General features: G+C 64.1%; 18 protein-coding genes. 4 read left to right on the top strand and 14 right to left on the bottom strand.

The features are described from left to right. Positions 1 to 518 (bottom strand): MFS transporter (locus VFG49_RS06195; RefSeq protein ID WP_324858645.1); only part of this gene is annotated, 518 nt, incomplete at its 3' end. A gap of 109 nt (positions 519 to 627) precedes the next feature. Here VFG49_RS06195 and VFG49_RS06190 point away from each other — a divergent pair. Both VFG49_RS06190 and VFG49_RS06185 read left to right on the top strand, forming a co-directional pair. After that, positions 628 to 1,527: a LysR family transcriptional regulator gene (locus tag VFG49_RS06190; protein ID WP_324858644.1), complete on the top strand. Its 900-nt coding sequence runs from the start codon at positions 628 to 630 to the stop codon at positions 1,525 to 1,527. A 142-nt stretch (positions 1,528 to 1,669) separates the two neighbouring features. Then, positions 1,670 to 2,164, top strand: a complete 495-nt coding sequence (locus VFG49_RS06185) for a nuclear transport factor 2 family protein (RefSeq protein WP_324858643.1) — start codon at positions 1,670 to 1,672, stop codon at positions 2,162 to 2,164. Positions 2,165 to 2,288: 124 nt separating this feature from the next. Here VFG49_RS06185 and VFG49_RS06180 read toward each other — a convergent pair whose 3' ends face one another. The 12 genes from VFG49_RS06180 to VFG49_RS06125 form a co-directional block, all read right to left on the bottom strand. Further along, positions 2,289 to 3,554 carry a glutamate-5-semialdehyde dehydrogenase gene (locus VFG49_RS06180; protein ID WP_324858642.1) on the bottom strand — a complete coding sequence of 422 codons (1,266 nt, stop codon included), beginning with the start codon at positions 3,552 to 3,554 and terminating at the stop codon, positions 2,289 to 2,291. Beyond that, entirely contained in the window at positions 3,551 to 4,714 is a 1,164-nt protein-coding gene (gene proB, locus VFG49_RS06175) for a glutamate 5-kinase (protein WP_324858641.1), read from the bottom strand. The genes VFG49_RS06180 and proB overlap by 4 nt, the downstream gene beginning before the upstream one ends. Next, positions 4,711 to 5,070, bottom strand: a complete 360-nt coding sequence (locus VFG49_RS06170) for a cupin domain-containing protein (protein WP_324858640.1) — start codon at positions 5,068 to 5,070, stop codon at positions 4,711 to 4,713. Before VFG49_RS06170 ends, proB begins: the two co-directional genes overlap by 4 nt. Before the next feature lie 13 nt (positions 5,071 to 5,083). Further along, the gene (argH, locus tag VFG49_RS06165) at positions 5,084 to 6,379 is read right to left on the bottom strand and encodes an argininosuccinate lyase (protein WP_324858639.1); all 1,296 of its coding nucleotides are present in this window, start codon (positions 6,377 to 6,379) and stop codon (positions 5,084 to 5,086) included. A gap of 103 nt (positions 6,380 to 6,482) precedes the next feature. Then, positions 6,483 to 7,436, bottom strand: a complete 954-nt coding sequence (gene argC / locus VFG49_RS06160; RefSeq protein ID WP_324858638.1) for an N-acetyl-gamma-glutamyl-phosphate reductase — start codon at positions 7,434 to 7,436, stop codon at positions 6,483 to 6,485. Positions 7,437 to 7,439: 3 nt separating this feature from the next. After that, positions 7,440 to 8,756 (bottom strand): acetylglutamate kinase, encoded by a 1,317-nt coding sequence (locus tag VFG49_RS06155; protein ID WP_324858637.1) that lies wholly within the window; start codon positions 8,754 to 8,756, stop codon positions 7,440 to 7,442. Positions 8,757 to 8,771: 15 nt separating this feature from the next. Next, positions 8,772 to 9,905, bottom strand: coding sequence for an acetylornithine deacetylase (locus tag VFG49_RS06150; protein ID WP_324858636.1), 1,134 nt, complete (start codon positions 9,903 to 9,905; stop codon positions 8,772 to 8,774). A 159-nt stretch (positions 9,906 to 10,064) separates the two neighbouring features. After that, positions 10,065 to 11,255, bottom strand: a complete 1,191-nt coding sequence (locus VFG49_RS06145; protein WP_324858635.1) for an argininosuccinate synthase — start codon at positions 11,253 to 11,255, stop codon at positions 10,065 to 10,067. 40 nt (positions 11,256 to 11,295) lie between these two features. Next, the gene (locus VFG49_RS06140) at positions 11,296 to 11,775 is read right to left on the bottom strand and encodes an OsmC family protein (protein ID WP_324858634.1); all 480 of its coding nucleotides are present in this window, start codon (positions 11,773 to 11,775) and stop codon (positions 11,296 to 11,298) included. Continuing rightward, positions 11,772 to 12,413 carry an FMN-binding negative transcriptional regulator gene (locus tag VFG49_RS06135; RefSeq protein ID WP_324858633.1) on the bottom strand — a complete coding sequence of 214 codons (642 nt, stop codon included), beginning with the start codon at positions 12,411 to 12,413 and terminating at the stop codon, positions 11,772 to 11,774. Before VFG49_RS06135 ends, VFG49_RS06140 begins: the two co-directional genes overlap by 4 nt. A gap of 3 nt (positions 12,414 to 12,416) precedes the next feature. Further along, positions 12,417 to 13,424, bottom strand: coding sequence for an N-acetylornithine carbamoyltransferase (locus tag VFG49_RS06130; RefSeq protein ID WP_324858632.1), 1,008 nt, complete (start codon positions 13,422 to 13,424; stop codon positions 12,417 to 12,419). A gap of 313 nt (positions 13,425 to 13,737) precedes the next feature. Then, entirely contained in the window at positions 13,738 to 14,280 is a 543-nt protein-coding gene (locus VFG49_RS06125; RefSeq protein ID WP_324858631.1) for a glycine zipper 2TM domain-containing protein, read from the bottom strand. Between the two features lie 243 nt (positions 14,281 to 14,523). Between VFG49_RS06125 and cysS the strand changes: the two genes are divergently transcribed. Then, positions 14,524 to 15,912 (top strand): cysteine--tRNA ligase, encoded by a 1,389-nt coding sequence (gene cysS / locus VFG49_RS06120; RefSeq protein WP_324858630.1) that lies wholly within the window; start codon positions 14,524 to 14,526, stop codon positions 15,910 to 15,912. A 71-nt stretch (positions 15,913 to 15,983) separates the two neighbouring features. After that, a complete protein-coding gene (locus tag VFG49_RS06115) occupies positions 15,984 to 16,418 on the top strand; it encodes a SufE family protein (protein ID WP_324858629.1) in 435 nt (144 codons plus the stop codon). Positions 16,419 to 16,654: 236 nt separating this feature from the next. Here VFG49_RS06115 and dksA read toward each other — a convergent pair. After that, the coding region (dksA, locus tag VFG49_RS06110) for an RNA polymerase-binding protein DksA (RefSeq protein ID WP_324858628.1) at positions 16,655 to 17,435 on the bottom strand (781 nt) is incomplete at its 5' end.

Raw genomic sequence — 17,435 nt, 5'->3', positions numbered from 1 at the left:
ATCACGCTCGCCAGCGGGCGCGACAGCAGAATGCCGAGCATCACACCGCTCATCACATTGCCCACGGTGCTACCGCGGCGCTCGGGATGCGCCATGGCAGCCGCCAGTGGCACCAGGATCTGGATCGCGCATGACGTGGCGCCCGCCACGCACACCGCGAGCAGCAGCCACCAAGCCTGCGAAGCCGCCGCGGCAAAAGCGAGCGCCACGGCACACGCGGCCAGCGTCAGCAAGGTAAGTCTGCGGTTTTCGAACAGGTCTGCCAGCGGCACCAGGAACCACATGCCGATCGTGTAGCCAAGTTGGGGCAGCATGGCCACCAGCCCGGTCCAGGCAGGCGGCAGATGCAGCGCGTGGGCGACCGGACCCGCCAGCGGCTGTGCCGCGGTGAGATTGATGGTGAGATTGATGATGATGACCCCCACCGCAAAGGCGAACAGCACCGTCAATGGCGCGGTGAGTTCGGCAGACACCTCGCTGGGGGCGGCATCGATGCGGCGGCGAGAGAGGTATTGCATGGGCGTGCCTTGCCAATGGGGAGGCAATGGATGCTAAATACCCAGGCACAATGATAAAAGTGAATATTATTCATAATAAACATGCGGACTCAGCATGTTATGAGCGACCATGAATACACGTGACATCAAGGCCTTCATCGCGGTGGTGGATACGGGTTCCATCGTGCAGGCGGCTGCACGACTCCACCTCACCCAGCCCGGCGTGACGCGTCGCGTGCAAAGCCTCGAAGCACTCCTGGGCGTGGAACTGTTGGACCGCCAGTCCAAGCCGCTGCGCCCCACGGCCACCGGCCGCGAGATCTATCAGAAGGGGCGCCAGCTTCTGCACGCGGAAGCTGACCTGCTGGCGCTGTCGCGCAACGATACGGAACCGACCGGCGAACTGCGTCTGGGCATGCCGCCATTCCTGGCCGAGCGCGCCCTGACCGCCCCGTTGGACCAGCTGCGTTCACGCTTCCCGGGACTGGGGCTGCGTATTTTGGCGGGATGGTCGCCCGGGCTGATCGAACAGGTCGAGCAAGGTGCCATCGATGTCGCGGCCGTTGTGCTGTCCGAACACACGCCGCCCCCTGCAGCCATGGAGACGCATGCCTTCGATCGCCAGCCGATTCGCGTCGTGGCGTCGCCCTCGCTGGGGTTACGCGGGCGGGTGAGCCTGGAGCAGCTTTCCGCGTTTCCGTGGGTGCTCAGCCAGAACGGCTGCGGCATGCGCTCCACCCTTCGCCGTTCGCTGGAAGAACGAGGACTTCCGTGCGACGTCGGCGTCGAAGCGTTCGGTGCGGACCTGCAGCTGTCGCTGGTGGCGCGTGGCGCCGGCGTCGGACTCATCACGCCCGACCTGCTGGCGGCAAGCCCATATCGCAAGCAGCTCAAGATCATGACCGTGAGCGATTTCCACATGGATGTCGTGGCCTGGCTGGTGCACAAGGCACTGCCGCCCCGCCTGGAAGTACCGGTTAACGTACTGCTTGAACAGCTACGCCTCGTGATGGCGCAACGCGCCCGATGAGACCGCGCCTGGACATCGGCGGGACAGTGCTTCGCGCAGCATGGGCACAGGCAAACCTGGGCAGATCAGACGTCTAGCCGTCCTGACGCCCTTTGTATCGCGATTGTTCTAACCTCCAGTACCACCCACCAAGGGAACTGCCATGTCCAAGCCGAGCCTGCCCCGCGTAGCCCTGCTGATGATTCCGCTGATGGCCTGTACCGCCGCGCTTGCCGGCGCGCCGGAAGCCATCCCCACCGGAGACGCTCTGGTGAAGATGGTGAACGACCTCGACACCAAGGTGTTCGATGCCTACAACACCTGCGACATGGATACCTTCGGCAAGTACTTTGCCGCCGACGTGGAGTTCTATCACGACAAAGGCGGCCTGATGACCACGCGCGAGGCCGTGGTCGATGCGACGCGCAGGAACATCTGCCACAAGGTGCGGCGCGAGTTGGTGGGCAAGCTTGACGTGTATCCGATCAAGGACTTCGGCGCCATCGAGGCCGGGACGCATCGCTTCTGCGAAATCGGCAGCAACACCTGCCAGGGACAGGGCAGGTTCCTCCACATCTGGCGCTACAAGGATGGCCAGTGGCAGATGACTCGCGTAGTCAGCTACGACCACCGCAGCATCGACAATCCCGGCAAGTAGATCCCCGCCCCGCCTCCTTGCAGTGGCGCACCCAGTGCGCGACGGCCGTGCCCCGATGCCACGGTCGCGCACCGGGGCATTGCGACGGGAGCAGGCATGCCGCCATATCGAGCAGGATCGCGCTTCAACCCATGCGGCTCTCTGGATGGCGAACCTGGCCCTCGCCTCGCACCACGAAACGTTCGATGGTGAGCGATTCGGCGCCCATCGGACCATAGGCATGCAGACGTGTGGTGGAGATGCCAATCTCCGCGCCGAGGCCGAGCTGACTGCCATCGGAGAAGCGTGAGGACGCATTGACCATCACTACGGCCGACCGCAGTGCCTTCACGAAGTGCCGGGCCGCTGATTCGTCACGTGTGGCGATGACTTCGGTATGGTCGGAACCGTATCGCCGTATGTGAGCAATCGCATCATCGATGGTGTCGACCACCCGAATCGCCAGAATCAAATCGAGAAACTCGGCGGCATAATCGTCATCGCTGGCCTCATGCACATTCGGCACGAGTGTGCGCGTGGCATCGTCACCACGCAGCTCGACACCGCGCTCGCGCAATAAGGCAGCTGCCCTTGGCAGGAATTCACCGGCCACATCGCGATGGACCAGTAAAGTCTCGAGCGCATTGCACACGCCAGGCCGAGACGTCTTGCCGTCCATCAGCAGGTTGAGCGCCAACCCAGGATCGGCCGCGCGATCCACGTACAGGTGGCACACGCCCTTGTAGTGCTTGATGACAGGCACGCGGGCATGCTCCGTCACGAAGCGGATCAATCCTTCGCCACCGCGGGGAATGGCCAGATCGACGATATCGCTGAGTTGCAATAGCTCGACCATGCTGTCCCGGCGCAGGTCTTCGACCACGGTGACCACCGCCTCCGGCAGCCCATGCGCGCGCAACGCCTGGTGCAACGCGGCTGCAATCGCCAGATTCGACCGAATCGCTTCCGAACCACCACGCAGGATCACGGCATTGCCAGCCATCACGCATAGCGCCGCCGCGTCCGCCGTCACGTTGGGGCGAGCTTCGTAGATCATCACGATGACACCCAGCGGTATGCGCACGCGTTGCACCTCAACGCCGCTGGGCAGTACCTCGCGACGTGTCACCTGCCCCACCGGATCCGGCAACGCCGACACTTCCCGCAACGCATGCACCATGCTTTCCATGCGGTCCGCATCGAGCCTCAGCCGATCCAGCGTGGCTCCCTGCACGCCCCGCTCGGATGCGTGCTGCATATCCTGTGCATTCGCGGAAAGTATCGTGGCCTGATGACGCTCCAGCGCCAAAGCCATGTCGAGCACCAATGCGCGCTTCGCCGAGGCATCAAGCATGGCCACAACGGGTGCCGCGTCGCGACAAGCCAAAGCCAGCTCACGAATGTCCGTCATGCGTCGATGCCTCCGGTGGACTCGATGTCGGCCAACGTGGCGAGGTCGTCGCGGTGGACGATCTCCGCGCCGTAGCTGTAACCCAGCAAGGATTCGATGTCTCTGCTGTGTCGTCCGGCCAGCCTCTTGGCCTCGGCCTGGCTGTACTGGCTGAGACCACGGGCGATTGGCCGGCCCGCCTCATCAAAGATCTCAACGAGGTCGCCACGGTGGAACACGCCGCTGACCTCCAGCACTCCGCCGGGCAAGAGCGAAGCACGGCCGCTGGTGAGCGCGCGCGCGGCACCTGCATCCACATGGACGCGTCCGGGCGCCGCCGGGGCATGCCGCAGCCAATACTTGCGCGCCTGCATGCGGCTGCGACCCGCCGCGAACCACGTACCACGCAGACGGTCCAGCGCCAACCGCTCGACCGTATCCTTGTTGCGCCCGCTGAACAGGGCTGTCGGAATGCCGGCAGCCGCTGCTTTTGCGGCCGCCTCCAGCTTGGTGTGCATGCCGCCTGTGCCCACTGCGCTGCCACTGCCACCGGCCATCGCTAGGACATCCGGTGTAAGCGCATCAACACGGAGGATAGGCATGGCGCTGGAATCCTGCCGCGGGTCCGCGCTGTACAGCGCATCGATATCCGAAGCGATCAGCAGCAGGTCGGCGTCCACCAGGGCGGCAACGATCGCTGCAAGATTGTCGTTGTCTCCCAGCTTCAATTCATCCACCGCCACGGTGTCGTTCTCGTTTACCACCGCCAGCACGTCGAGGGCGAGCAATTCACGCAGCGTGGCGCGCGCATTGAGGTAACGGCGGCGATTGCGCACGTCGTCATGGGTCAGCAGGACCTGCGCCACCGGGCGCGGGCTGAGCGATTGCCAGAGCGCGATCATGGGCGCCTGACCCAAGGCCGCCAGCGCCTGCCGCGCGGCCAGATCGCTGCCCGAAGGTGCATGTGCGCGCAATTGCGAACGACCGGCGGCTACGGCCCCGGAGGAAACCAGCACGATCTGCCGCCCTGCCGCACGACTTGCGGTGATGAATGCCGCGAGCGCCTCCGCGTATCGCGTCGTGAGGCCACCACCATCGGCGGCCAGCAGGTTGCTGCCCACCTTGAGCACCGCGCGGCGCCATGTTGGCAGCGCCTGCCCGGCGATGGCTGCGACGCTCATGCGGCAGGCTCCAAGGGCGCCTCGGTCCGGTCGCCATGACTGCGTGGTGAGGAGACCACCAGCATGCGCACATCGGCGACCCTGTCGTTGCGAACCTGATGGGGAGCTCCGGGAGGAACATGCAATCCGTGGCCGGCTTGCATGCGGAGCGTCACGCCGTCCAGCTCCAGCGTGAGCTCACCTTCCAGCACGTAGAAGAACTGCCTGGCACGGGCATGCCAATGACGGACCTCAGCCGTACCGCCCGGCATGCGTTCCTCGATCACGCTCAGGTCAGCGCCGGCGAGCAGATGCCAGCCGTCGCAGCCCTGTCCCCACGTGTAGTGTTCGGCATTCCCTGCACTGACAGCCCCCATGCCGATTCTCCGTTTAGCCGCCCAGACGGCCAAGTCTATCGCGCAGTTCATCCAGGCGCAGGTCGTTGCCCGCACCGGGCGAGACACGCGCCGCAAGGCTACCCTCAGGCGTGCGACCTTCGCCGGCCGAGGCCGCCGCGTCGGCCGCCGCGCGATAGGCATCGCGGAACGGCACGCCTGCCGCGGCCTGCTCAATGGCCACGTCGGTGGCATACATGGCCGGCTCGATCGCCGCCAGCATGGCCGGCTCGTTCCAGCTCAAGCGCGCCAGCAGATCAGGCACCAGCTCAAGCGCGGCAAGCCCGTGACGGCAACCGTGGAACAGCGAACCCTTGGAGAACTGCAGGTCGCGCTGGTAGCCCGAGGGCAGCGACAACAATTGCTCGATCTCCGTGCGTGCCGCCGCCACGCTGGCGTAGCTGGCGCGCAGCAGTTCCACCACGTCCGGGTTGCGCTTGTTCGGCATGATCGAGCTTCCGGTGGTGTACTCGGAAGGCAGCTTCACGAAATCGAATTCAGCCGTGGTGAACAACGACAGATCCCAGGCCAGTCGACGCAGATCCAGCAGCGCGCCCGCCATCGCCTCCAGCACGGCCATCTCGAACTTGCCGCGTGAAAGCTGGGCGTAGATCGGTGATACCTGCATGCGCGCGAAACCGAGCGCCTGCGTGGTGTGTTCGCGATCGAGCTTCAGGTTGACGCCGTAACCGGCTGCGGTCCCCAGTGGATTGGCGTCGATCAGCGCGACGGTCTGTTGCGCGCGCATGGCGTTGTCGATGAAGCCCTCGGCAAAACCGGCAAACCACATGGATGTGGACGAGACCACGGCGCGCTGCAGGTGCGTGTAGCCAGGCAGCGGAATCGCCGGCTGCGCCGCCCTATCCAGGCACACCTGGGCGATGGCCTTGCAGTGCAGCTCAAGCGCCGCCAACTGCTCCTTCAACCACAAGCGCGTAGCGACCAGGATCTGGTCGTTGCGGCTGCGCCCGGTGTGTACGCGGCGCCCGGCATCACCCAGGCGTTCGGTAAGGCGCGCCTCGATGGCCGAGTGGCCGTCTTCATGGCGTTCGTCCAGCACGAAGTCCCCCGCGCGGAAGTCCTCGGCCAGCACGTCGAGTTCGCGCTTGAGCGCGGCGGCCTCGTCCGCACTCACTACGCCGATGTTGGCGAGACCTTCGACATGCGCCTTGCTCGCGGTGATGTCATGCAGGAAGAACTCGCGGTCCAGCAGCACGTCGTCGCCCGCGAGGAACTTCATGATGCGGGCGTCGATCTTGATGTTGGACTTCTGCCAAAGGGGCTGGGACATAAAAAATCCTTGAGGAAATGGAAACCAGAAGTGAGAAACGAGAGAAGGCAAGAGCCAAAGGCTCAACTCTCACTACTCACTCCTCTTGACTCACTCCTGGCTCTCACACCGGAATCGCCGTGTACTCGTCCACGCCAATGGCGCGATTGATGTTCTGCATGGCCTGGGTCGCGGCGCCCTTGAGCAGGTTGTCCAGCGTCGCCACCACCACCACGCGCTTGCCATCGTTGGATACGGCGAAACCGCCGATGTCGACATGGTGCTTGTGCGCGATCTGGCTGACCCACGGCGCTTCATCGACGACATGCACCAGCCTCTCACCGTCATAGGCGCCGTGGAAGCGATTAACGATGTCCTCGCGCTTTACCTGGCGGGCGAGATACAGGTTGGTGGTGACGGTAAGCCCGCGGAAGTGCGGCGCCACGTGCGGCATGAATTCCACCGGCACGCCGAGATGGCGGCTCGCTTCCTTTTCGTGCATGTGCCCGGTAAGCGAATACGGCATCAGGTTGTCGCGCAGCTTCTCCGGATTGTTGCGGTCCGACGGCGTCGTACCGGCACCTGAATAACCCGACACACCAAAGCTCACCGGCGGCGCGGCCAGCAGATCCTTCAGTGGTGCGATGGAAAGCTGTACGGCCGTCGCATAGCAACCTGGATTGCTGATGCGCTTTTCCCCACGCCAACGCTCCCGGGTCAACTCAGGCAGACCGTAATACCACTTCTCGTTGAACCGATAGTCCGCCGAGAGATCAACGATCAGCGTTTCCGGCTTTGTCTTGTCGATCGCCTCCACGTACGGTGCCGCCTTGCCGTTGGGCAAAGCCAGCACCACTACGTCGGCGCCCTGCACCGCCACGGCTTCAGGATCGAGGCTGGCGTAGCGCAACTGGCCACTGAAGCCTTCCACATGATCGGCTACGCGCTGGCCATCGAGCTCGCGCGAGGAAACGAAAGCCAACTCCAGCGCCGGATGCGCCGCCACCAGACGAATCAGTTCGGCGCCGGTATGGCCGCGCGCGCCAACGATGCCAATGCGATGCTTGGTTCCACTCATGATTCAGTCCACCAGGGTCGGCTGACGTTGGGCGCAATGCGCCACGCAGCGTGCGATCGTGTCGAAGTCTTCGATGCCGTACCAGAACACCTTCCAGCGCGGCTGCTTGAGGCAGCCATCTGATTCGGCATAGTAGAAGTGGTTGACGTTGTTGCCATGGCGTGAGCGCCAGAACAACTGCGGATTCTCCTCGCGCATCACCTGCCACACGGCGCGCCCCAGGCCTTCGCCCTGCGCGTCGTCCAGCACAGCGAACTTGTCGAGATAAGGCAGACCGTTCTCCAGCGTGAGGATCATCGCTGTGCGGTAGTTCTCGCTGACGTACACGCGGAATGGCTTGGTGCGCTCGAAATAATCCGGCACCAGCGTGCGGCCGAAGCTCGACTCGATCAGCTCGCGCATGCGCGCCAGGTCGATGCCATCCCACGACTCAAAGCGCCTCACCTTCTCGCCACGGCGCACCAGAGTGCCCGAGCCCTTGTGGGTGAACAGCTCCTTGGCCAGCTCCGACGGCTGGGTGATCGACACCGACGAGGTGAGCGGCAGGTCGTTCAGCAGGTCGGCGATCTGTTCGATCTTCACGCGCATGCCGCCGTTGATCCACGGCTGCGCCATGAGATGCTCGAACTCGGTGCTGAGGTTGATCGAGTCGATGATGCGGCCCTGGTCGTCCAGCAGGCCACCCGTGCCGGTGAGGAACACGATCTTGTACGGCTGCAGCACGCGCACCAGTTCGTTGGCGGCGAAGTCGGCGTTGACGTTGAGGATCTGGCCCTCTTCCGTCTCGCCCATGCTGGCGATCACCGGGATCGAGCCCGCGCGCAGGCTGGCCTCGATCGGCGCAAGGTTGATGCTGCTGACCTTGCCCACCAGGCCGTAGGTGTCGCGATCAAGATAGGTCGACGTGAACACGCCCGACAGCACGGAGGTCGCGCGCGTGTCCATGGACTGCAGCGCCTCGACCAGGCGCAGGTTCTGCTCCTGGAACACCTTGCGCACGATCGCCAGCGCCTTCGGCGTGGTCACGCGCAGGCCGTTCACCGTGTGCTTCTCGATGCCGGCGGCAGAAAGCTCCTCGTCCAGCTGCGGACCCGCGCCATGCAGCACGATCGGCGTCAGGCCCACCTGCTGCAGGAAGGTCAGCGACGAGGTCAGCGCCGGCAGGTCGTCGCGCAGCACGGCGCCGCCGACTTTCACCACGGCAAAGCGCTTGGCATCCAGCTGCGAGAAGCGCTTGAGGTATTGCTGGATCTCCTTCGCGCTACCCATGCTCGAAAGCAGGCGGACGATGGTTTTCCTGGTGTGCTTGTGGGCTTCCATAATCATCCTTTGCGCTCATCCATGAGCACGAGAATCAAAAAGTGGCCGTCCCTGGCCACACTTATCAATGATGCGGTAAATGGTTTCTGCGTAATGCTTCAGTTGTTCGAGCGAGACCCACTCGTCGGCGGTGTGCGCCTGCGCGATGTCGCCGGGTCCGTAGACGAAGCAGATATAGCCCGCGGCCGAGAACAGCGCCGCCTCGGTCCAGAAATCGACGGCGTTGCCGATCGGGATATTCAGCTCGTCGGCAAGATCGCGTGCCGCAAGGCGACGTACCTCGGCAGTGGCGGTATCACCAGCTGGCAGCGAATCGCCACGGAAGGTCTCGGCAAACTCCACAGGCTGTGGCTCGACCAGCGTACGGAAGGTTTCCAGCAGCCGGTCCGGATTCATGGTGGGCAGCGGCCGGAAACCGAAACGGACATCGGCCGTCGGCGCGATCATGTTGGCTTTGATGCCACCCTCGACCTTGCCGATGTTGAAACGCAATCCGGTAAGGCCGCCGAAGCGTTCGTGGGATTGCTTGTCAACGAAATCCAGCGCAGCGCCACCCCAGCGCATCGCCTGATGCAAAGCGCTGTCGCTCGGCCTCTGTTCGCCAGATGCATGTCCCGCACTACCCTTGAAGCGCATCTGCACAGACAAGATGCCGCGATGCGCCAGCACCGCTTCGCCCTTGGTAGGCTCGGCGACGATCACGGCGTCGTAGGCGGGCTTGTCCTTGAGAAAGCCGGCGATGCAGCGTGGATCATTCGCCTCTTCGTCCGTGGACAGCAGCAGCGCCATATCGCCATCGGTGACGTTGGCCACGGCCACCAGGGCGGCGGCGGCACCTTTGATGTCGCAGGCGCCGAGGCCAATGGCACGATCCTCAGTCACGCGCAGCTCGTGCGGGCTGGCCGTCCAGTGCGGCGAGTCGGGCACGGTGTCCAGGTGCACGTTGAACAGCACCTTGGGGTTGCCGCGCACGGCATACAGCGTCACGGCGCCGGCGCCGTAGTCGGTCACAGTGACATCGAAACCCGGCAGGTTATCCCGCAGGTAATCGAAAATGCCGCCCGTGCCGATCTCGCGCGGCGGATTGCGCGTGTCATGGCTGACCAGCGCGCGAAGATGTCGGAGGGTGTCGTCCAGTAGTGCGCTCATGCGATCCGTCTGGTGGGGTTCACAGGTTTGCGAAAAGTCACAACGTGCCGTCATTCCTGCAAACGCAGGAGACGCTTTGCAACAGCGAAGCTGGTCATCCAGTGCCTTTGAACCCATGGGCAAAGGTCACTGGATCCCCGCGTTCGCGAGGATGACAAATCAGCGATTGATCTCAGCCCACAACGTGCTGCTCATGCCGAACAGCTTGATGAAGCCCTCGGCCTCCTCTACGCCCCAATCGGCCGACTGCGCATAGGTCGCACCCTTGGCGTTGAGAATGTGCGGCGAACGCACCTCCACGGCGGTGACCAGGGCGCCGCTGGTCTCCAGCACCACTTCACCGTTCACGCAGGCCTGGCTGGAGGCAAGGAACGCTTCGAGGTCGGTCTTGATCGGGTCGTGGTAGAAACCTTCGTAGACCACCTCGACCCACTTGCGCGCCACTTCCGGCTTGAAGCGGTTTTGCTGCTTGGTCAGCACCGCTTCTTCCAGCGCACGGTGCGCGGCGAGCAGCGAGATCAAGCCAGGCGCCTCATACACGATGCGACCCTTGAGGCCGATGGTGGTGTCGCCGGTGTACATGCCGCGACCCACACCGTACGGCGCGAACAGCTCGTTGAGCTTGGCCAGCAGCTTGGCACCCGGCAGTTTCTCGCCGTTGAGCGACACGGCTTCGCCCTTCTCGAAGCCGATCGTCACCGACAGCTTTTCAGACGGCCATTCGGCGCGCGGCTTGCACCAGCCGCGGGCGCCTTCGCCCGGCGTCTTCCAGTGGTCGATCTCGCCGCCCGAGAGCGTCACGCCCAGCAGGTTTTCGTTGATGGTGTAGCTCTTCTGCTTGGCGCGCACGTCGAAGCCACGCTCTTCCAGATAAGCCTGCTCATAGGCGCGCGTCTGCGTGTGCTCCTTCTGGATCTCGCGGATCGGCGCGACGATCTCGTAGTCGCCCAGCGCCTTCACGGCAAGGTCGAAACGCACCTGGTCGTTGCCCATGCCGGTGCAACCGTGCGCGATGGCCTTGGTGCCCAGCTCCTTGGCGCGCGCAATGGCGGCGTCCACGATCAGGTACCGGTCGGACACCAGCAGCGGGTACTGGCTCTGGTAGGCCTCGCCGGCCTGCACGAACGGCTTCACGAAGCCCTCCCAGATCGCCGGACCACCGTCCACGGTGACGTGGCTGGCAACGCCCAGTTCCCTGGCGCGCTGCTCGATATAGGCGCGCTCCTCGGCGTCCACGCCACCGGTGTCCGCGAATACGGTGTGCACGGCCCAGCCGCGCTCCTTGAGATAGGGCACGCAGAAGCTGGTGTCGAGGCCGCCGGAAAAGGCGAGGACGATGTCTTTGCTCATGGCTTGCAGATCCTGATTTGGATGGCTAAACGGTAGACGGTCAAACCGATTCGACGATGATGCGCGGTTCGCAGCGCACGGGGAAGTTGACGGAGTTGGCGATGAAGCAGCCATGGTGGGCGGCCTCGTGCGCTGCCTCGGCCTTCAGCGCATCGCTGTCGGCGGTGATGGTGACAACGGGGCGAAGCACCACTTCGGTAAAGTGACCGCCATGCACGTCGGTCTCCATGGTGCCTTCGGCGCTATCCGTATAGGCGGTGACGACCACGCCTGCGAGCACCGCCTGGTGCAGGTACGACAGCATGTGGCAGGTGGACAACGCCGTGACCAGCATGTCCTCGGGGTTGTACTTGCTGGCATCGCCGCGAAACATCGGGTCGGACGAACCTTCGACCGTCGGCTTGCCCGCAATGCGGATCTCATGCTCGCGGCCGTACCCCTGGTAGGTCTTGGTGCCGGTGCCCTGATTGCCGGTCCAGGTGACATCGACCCTGTACTGATGCTGATGCGTATGGCTCACGACCTGCCCCCTTCCAGTAGAGAGTTGTCCTGTTGCGACATGAAATCGGCCAGCTCTACGTCGCCACGAGCGGCACGCTGTTGCAGGCCCCCTACGACGCCGGCGCGATTGGCGACCGGATGGTTCTGGCTCAGCTTGAACTTGCCCTCGATGCGCTCGATGTCGATCTCGAGCCCTGTGATCGCGCGCAGCATCTTCTCGACATGGTCTTCGGGTGCGTCGGACACATGCCAGGGTTCAGGCTGCCCAGCCTCGTGGCGGTCGGTCAGCCGTTCCAGCAGGCGCCGCAGCCAAGCCGCGTCCTCGGTCACGCGTAGGCGTCCGTGCACGTGCACCACCGCGTAGTTCCACGTCGGCACTTCGCGATGGGTTTCCCGCTTGCTCGGGTACCAGTTCGGACTGATATAGCCATCCGGGCCACGGAAGATCACCAGCACTTCGGCACCATCGAGCTTCGCCAGCTCGTTGCCGCGCGCCACATGCCCGTGCAGGTGCGAGTCGCCGACCCGTTCCAGCGGCAGGTGATTGGCGCACACGCCGCCCTCGCCCTGCGCGATCACGGTGGCGAACGGATACTCACGCATCAGCGCGTGCAACGCCTCGCTGCGCGTTTCCTTGAAGTGCGGGGGCAGGTACATGGCTCAGCGCTGGCCGATCAGCGACGCCATCACCGCCTTCTGCACATGCAGGCGGTTTTCGGCTTCGTCGATGGCGATGCAGGCCGGCGAATCCATCACCGCGTCCGTAGCCTTCACATTGCGGCGCAACGGCAGGCAATGGCTGAAGACGCCATTGTTGGTCAGCGCCATCTTGGCCTCGTCCACGATGAAATGCTTGTGCGCATCGCGGATCGGCTTTTCCTGATCCCAGCGGCCGAAGAACGGTAGCGCACCCCAACTCTTCGCATAGACCACATCGGCGCCGCTATAGGCTTCCTCGATATTGTGGCTGACCTTCAGCGAACCACCGTTCTCCTTCGCGTTCTGATAGCCGAACTGCATGTAACGCTCGTCGAGCACGTAGTCCGGCGTGGGACACAGCAGCGTGACGTCCATGCCCATCTTGGTGGCGATCAACAGCGCGGAATTGGCCACCGCAGTGTTGAGAGGCTTGGGGTGATAGGTCCAGGTCAGCACGTATTTCTTGTTCTGGAGGTTGCCCAGGTGCTCCTTCAGCGCCAGCGCATGCGCCAGCTCCTGACAAGGATGGGTGATGGTCTCCATGTTGATCACCGGCACCGTGGCGTACTTGGCGAACGCCTTGATCACGTTGTCCTCGCGATCCACTGACCAGTCCTGGAACTTCGGGAAGGCGCGCACGGCAATCAGATCCACGTAGCGCGAGAGCACCCGCGCGACTTCTGCGATGTGCTCCTCGGTATCGCCGTCCATGACCGTACCGGCTTCGAACTCGATCGGCCACGCATCCTTGCCAGGCGCCAGCACGATGGCATGGCCGCCCATATGGAAGGCGCCCAGCTCGAAGCTGGTGCGGGTACGCATCGACGGATTGAAGAACATCAAGGCCACCGACTTGCCCGCCAGCTGCTGGCCGCGGGGCGAGCGCTTGAAGGCGGCGGCCTCGTCGAGCAGCGCGTCGATCTCGGCGCGGCTGTAATCCTGGGTGGTAAGAAAGTGGCGGAGAGTCATGTTGGTGAGTGTCCTGGTCGAATCTCTGGATTCCGGAAACAAAAAAACCCGGCTATAGGCCGGGTTTTGTCGTCGATACACATGAAACGCGTGCGACAGCCTACCCGGCCGAATGTCGGACCAGCGGTCGGCGAGCACGCGACGTCATCCCAGCAGCCATGCGGGCGCTGGTAAGGACAGTGGCGGTATAGACGGCTGCGGACATGGGTGTTCCGGGTGGTAGAACGTTCATCATGACGGGATTTTCGCTGCCATGCAACAAGATGTGGGGCGCAGATGCAAAAACGCCGCCCGGAGGCGGCGTTTTGTGATCTCAGTCGGCGGGAGAGACGCTCACCCGCACGCGCAGGCGTTCACCCGGGTCGTAGTTGAGGCGGGAAACATAGACCTCGCCGCGATAGCGATACTCCACGTCATACCCCATGATGCGCCGCTGCTCGCTGACCGCCGCCACCTGGCGGCAATGGGTTTCCGTGGTGGCGTATTCACCTCCGCCGGATTGGGAAACGTTGTTGCCCACGGCGCCGCCCGCCACCGCGCCAGCGACTGTCGCCGCCGTACGGCCATTGCCCTTGCCCACCGTGCTGCCAAGCACACCGCCCACGACGGCGCCCAGGATGGTGCCCGCTGCGCTTCCCTGGGGCGGGGCGCTGCGCACGACCTGCTGGTCATAGCATTCCTGCCGAGGAACCTCGGTGCGGGCCACGCCATAGACCGGATCGACGCGCAGCACATCGGCCCACCCGTAGTGGGTGTTGTCGTCGTTCTGGTTCTGATTCTGGTACCGCGCATCCTGCGCAAACACGCCGGTGGTCATCACAGACAGCACCAGCGCGGGGAACAACCATCGGGTCACTGCGACCTCCGCTTGGGGCAATGGGGCGCATCTTTGCGCTTCTTACCACCCATTGCAGCAAATTCACACTGAATCGACCCTTAGAAGTCGCCCTAAAGTCCGGCACCTGCCTGCCGTTGTTCATCCCACTGACCCGTTCCCGAGGGACTCGGTCCGCCTGCGCGCCGCCGTGCGGCTTGTTAAGATGCGCGACCGGCTTGCGCCCGCCTGGCGCCTGCTCCTACCGCCCGGATCGCCTGCCCGATGCCCATTTCGCTCCACAACAGCCTGACGCGCCGCGTCGAACCGTTTACCCCGCTCGATCCGGCAACGGTGACGATGTACCTGTGTGGACCGACCGTCTACAACTATGTGCACATCGGCAACGCGCGCGGCCCTGTGGTGTTCGACGTGCTGGCCAAGCTGCTACGGCGCCATTACCCCCGGGTGGTCTACGCGCGCAACATCACCGACGTGGACGACAAGATCAACGCTGCCGCCCAGCAGTTGGGCGTGGGCATCGAGAGCATCACGAAGCAGTACACGCAGGCCTATCGGGAAGACATGGCAACGCTGGGCATCGCCCCGCCGGACGTCGAGCCGCACGCCACCGAACATCTGCCGCAAATCATCGCGATGATCGAGCGCCTGATTGCCAGCGGACACGCCTACGCCGCGGAAGGCCACGTGTTGTTCGAGGTGGGCTCGTTCCCCGCGTATGGGGCGCTGTCCGGCCGCGACCCCGAGGAACTGCTGGCAGGCGCGCGCGTGGAAGTGGCGCCCTACAAGAAGCATCCCGGCGATTTCGTGCTGTGGAAACCCTCCACGCCGGAATTGCCCGGCTGGGATAGCCCGTGGGGCCGAGGACGCCCTGGCTGGCACATCGAGTGCTCTGCAATGAGCGAAGCACACCTGGGCGAAACCATCGATATCCATGCCGGCGGCGTGGATCTGCAGTTCCCGCATCACGAGAACGAAATCGCCCAGTCGACCTGCGCCCATGGCGGCAAGGTGTTCGCGCGCTACTGGCTGCACAACGGCATGCTGACCTTCAGCGGCCGCAAGATGTCCAAGTCGCTGGGCAACGTGATGCTGGTGCACGAACTGCTCAAGGAACATCCGCCGGAGGCGCTGCGCCTGCTGCTGCTTCGCGGCCATTACCGCCAGCCGCTGGACTGGTCCGAAGCGGCCATCGCCCAGGCCATCAGCACGCTGGATGGTTGGTATAGGGTGCTGCGCGATCTCATCGACATCGACGTCGACACCTTTGACCTGCCTGTGCCAGCCGCCGTGGAGGCCGCCCTGTGCGACGACCTCAACACGCCGCAAGCCCTGGCCGAGCTTTCGCAACTTGCCGACACCGCCCGCCAGGCGGGTGACGTGGAGGCGCAGCGTCGCGCCAAATCCGAACTGCTCGGGGGCGGCGCCCTGCTTGGGCTGCTTCAGCAAGATCCGGAAGCCTGGTTCAAGCAGGCCTCCGGCGCCGCGGACATCGACGAGGCACGTATCGACGCGCTGCTGGAAGAACGCCGCGCCGCGCGCGCTGCGCGGGACTTCAAGCGCGCCGACGCCATTCGCGACGAACTGACGGCCATGGGCATCGTGATCGAAGATGGCGCGCAAGGCACGCGCTGGAGCGTGATGAAGGGCTAGCTTGCCTTCGCTCTTTGTCCAGCCGTTATCCCGGCAGGCGGGTACCTTGCAAAACGCGCGATAATGACGCCATGAACGCCATTGCCACATCCAGCGCCGAACAGGCGCAGCAGGACATCGTCGACGAGTTCGCCTTCTTCGGCGACTGGACCGAGCGCTACCAATACCTGATCGACCTCGGCAAGCAGTTGCCGGCCTTTCCGGAAGACCTGAAGACGGAAGAATTCCGTGTGCACGGCTGCCAGTCGATGGTCTGGCTGGTGCCCGGCGGCAGCACGGACAAGCTGCATTTCCAGGCCGCCAGCGACTCGGCCATCGTGTCCGGCCTGATCGCGCTGGTGTTGCGCGTGTATTCCGATCGTCCAGCCAGCGAGATCGTCGCCACCGAACCACGCTTCATCGAGGCGATTGGTCTGGCGAAGCACCTGTCGCCAACACGATCGAACGGCCTGGCGGCGATGCTGGCGAAGCTGAAGGCCTACGCCGCGGCGATGTTGAGGGCCTGAGGCCCAACGGCTTTCTCCACCGTCATTCCGGCGGAGGCCGGAATTCAGTGACTTTGACCTTGACGCGAAAAGGTGCTGGATGACCGGATTCGCTGTTGTGAAGTACCTCCGGCCTTCGCAGGAATGACGGCGCTGGAGAATCCATCGGCAACGCGCGAATCCAGGGCACCATGCAAACAAAGCCCCGCACTTGGCGGGGCTTTGCACATCCATTCAGCGCGGATCGCTGCGACCGATCAGTCGCCCATCTGCTTCTGCAGATGCTCGCGACGCTCCTGCGCATCAAGCGAAAGCGTGGCGATCGGGCGGGCGTCCAGACGCTCGACGCCGATTTCCTCGTCGGTCTCTTCGCAGTAGCCGTAGCGGCCTTCTTCGATGCGACGCAGGGCCTTGTCGATCTTGGAGATCAGCTTGCGATAGCGATCACGCGTGCGCAGTTCCAGCGAGTTTTCGGTCTCGCGGGTGGCACGTTCGGCTTCGTCGCCCACGTCACGCACTTCGTCACGCAGGTTTTCCATGGTCTGGCGGGACTCTTCCACCAGCTGTTCGCGCCATTCGCGCAGCTTGTTGCGGAAGTAGGCCAGGTGCTTGGGGTTCATGTACTCCTCGTCGTTCGAGGGGCGGTAACCCTTGGGCAGGTCGATCAGCGTGGTGGACGGCAGCGCGTAGCGACCGTCTTCGCGGGTGATGCCATTGTCGAGAGTTGCAGATTTGTTCATCGAGGACTGCTGGGCTTTCTGAGTTTTGATAGGGGTATGGCGAGCCGTCGCGCTGGCCACCTTGCCCGCGAGGGGCGAAGCGGCCGGCTTGACCGGCGCCGGCGGGGAAACCGGGGCTGCCTTGGCCGGGGCCGGCGTCGCCTGCCGGGCAGCTGCGGGCTGCTTGGCGGGGACGGCACTGGCCGCTGGCTTGGCGGGTGCTGCCTTGACCGTCTTCGCCAGTGCCGGAGCCGGCTTCACCGGCTTGGCCACCGACTTGGGCGGCTGCTTCTTGGCGGGCGCCGCAACTTTCTTGGCG

It is taken from the genome of Dyella sp. (genome assembly GCF_035685885.1).
Classification (GTDB): Bacteria; Pseudomonadota; Gammaproteobacteria; order Xanthomonadales; family Rhodanobacteraceae; genus Dyella.
The sequence above is the reverse complement of the archived record's forward strand: the minus strand, read 5'-3'. Positions and strand labels throughout refer to the sequence as shown.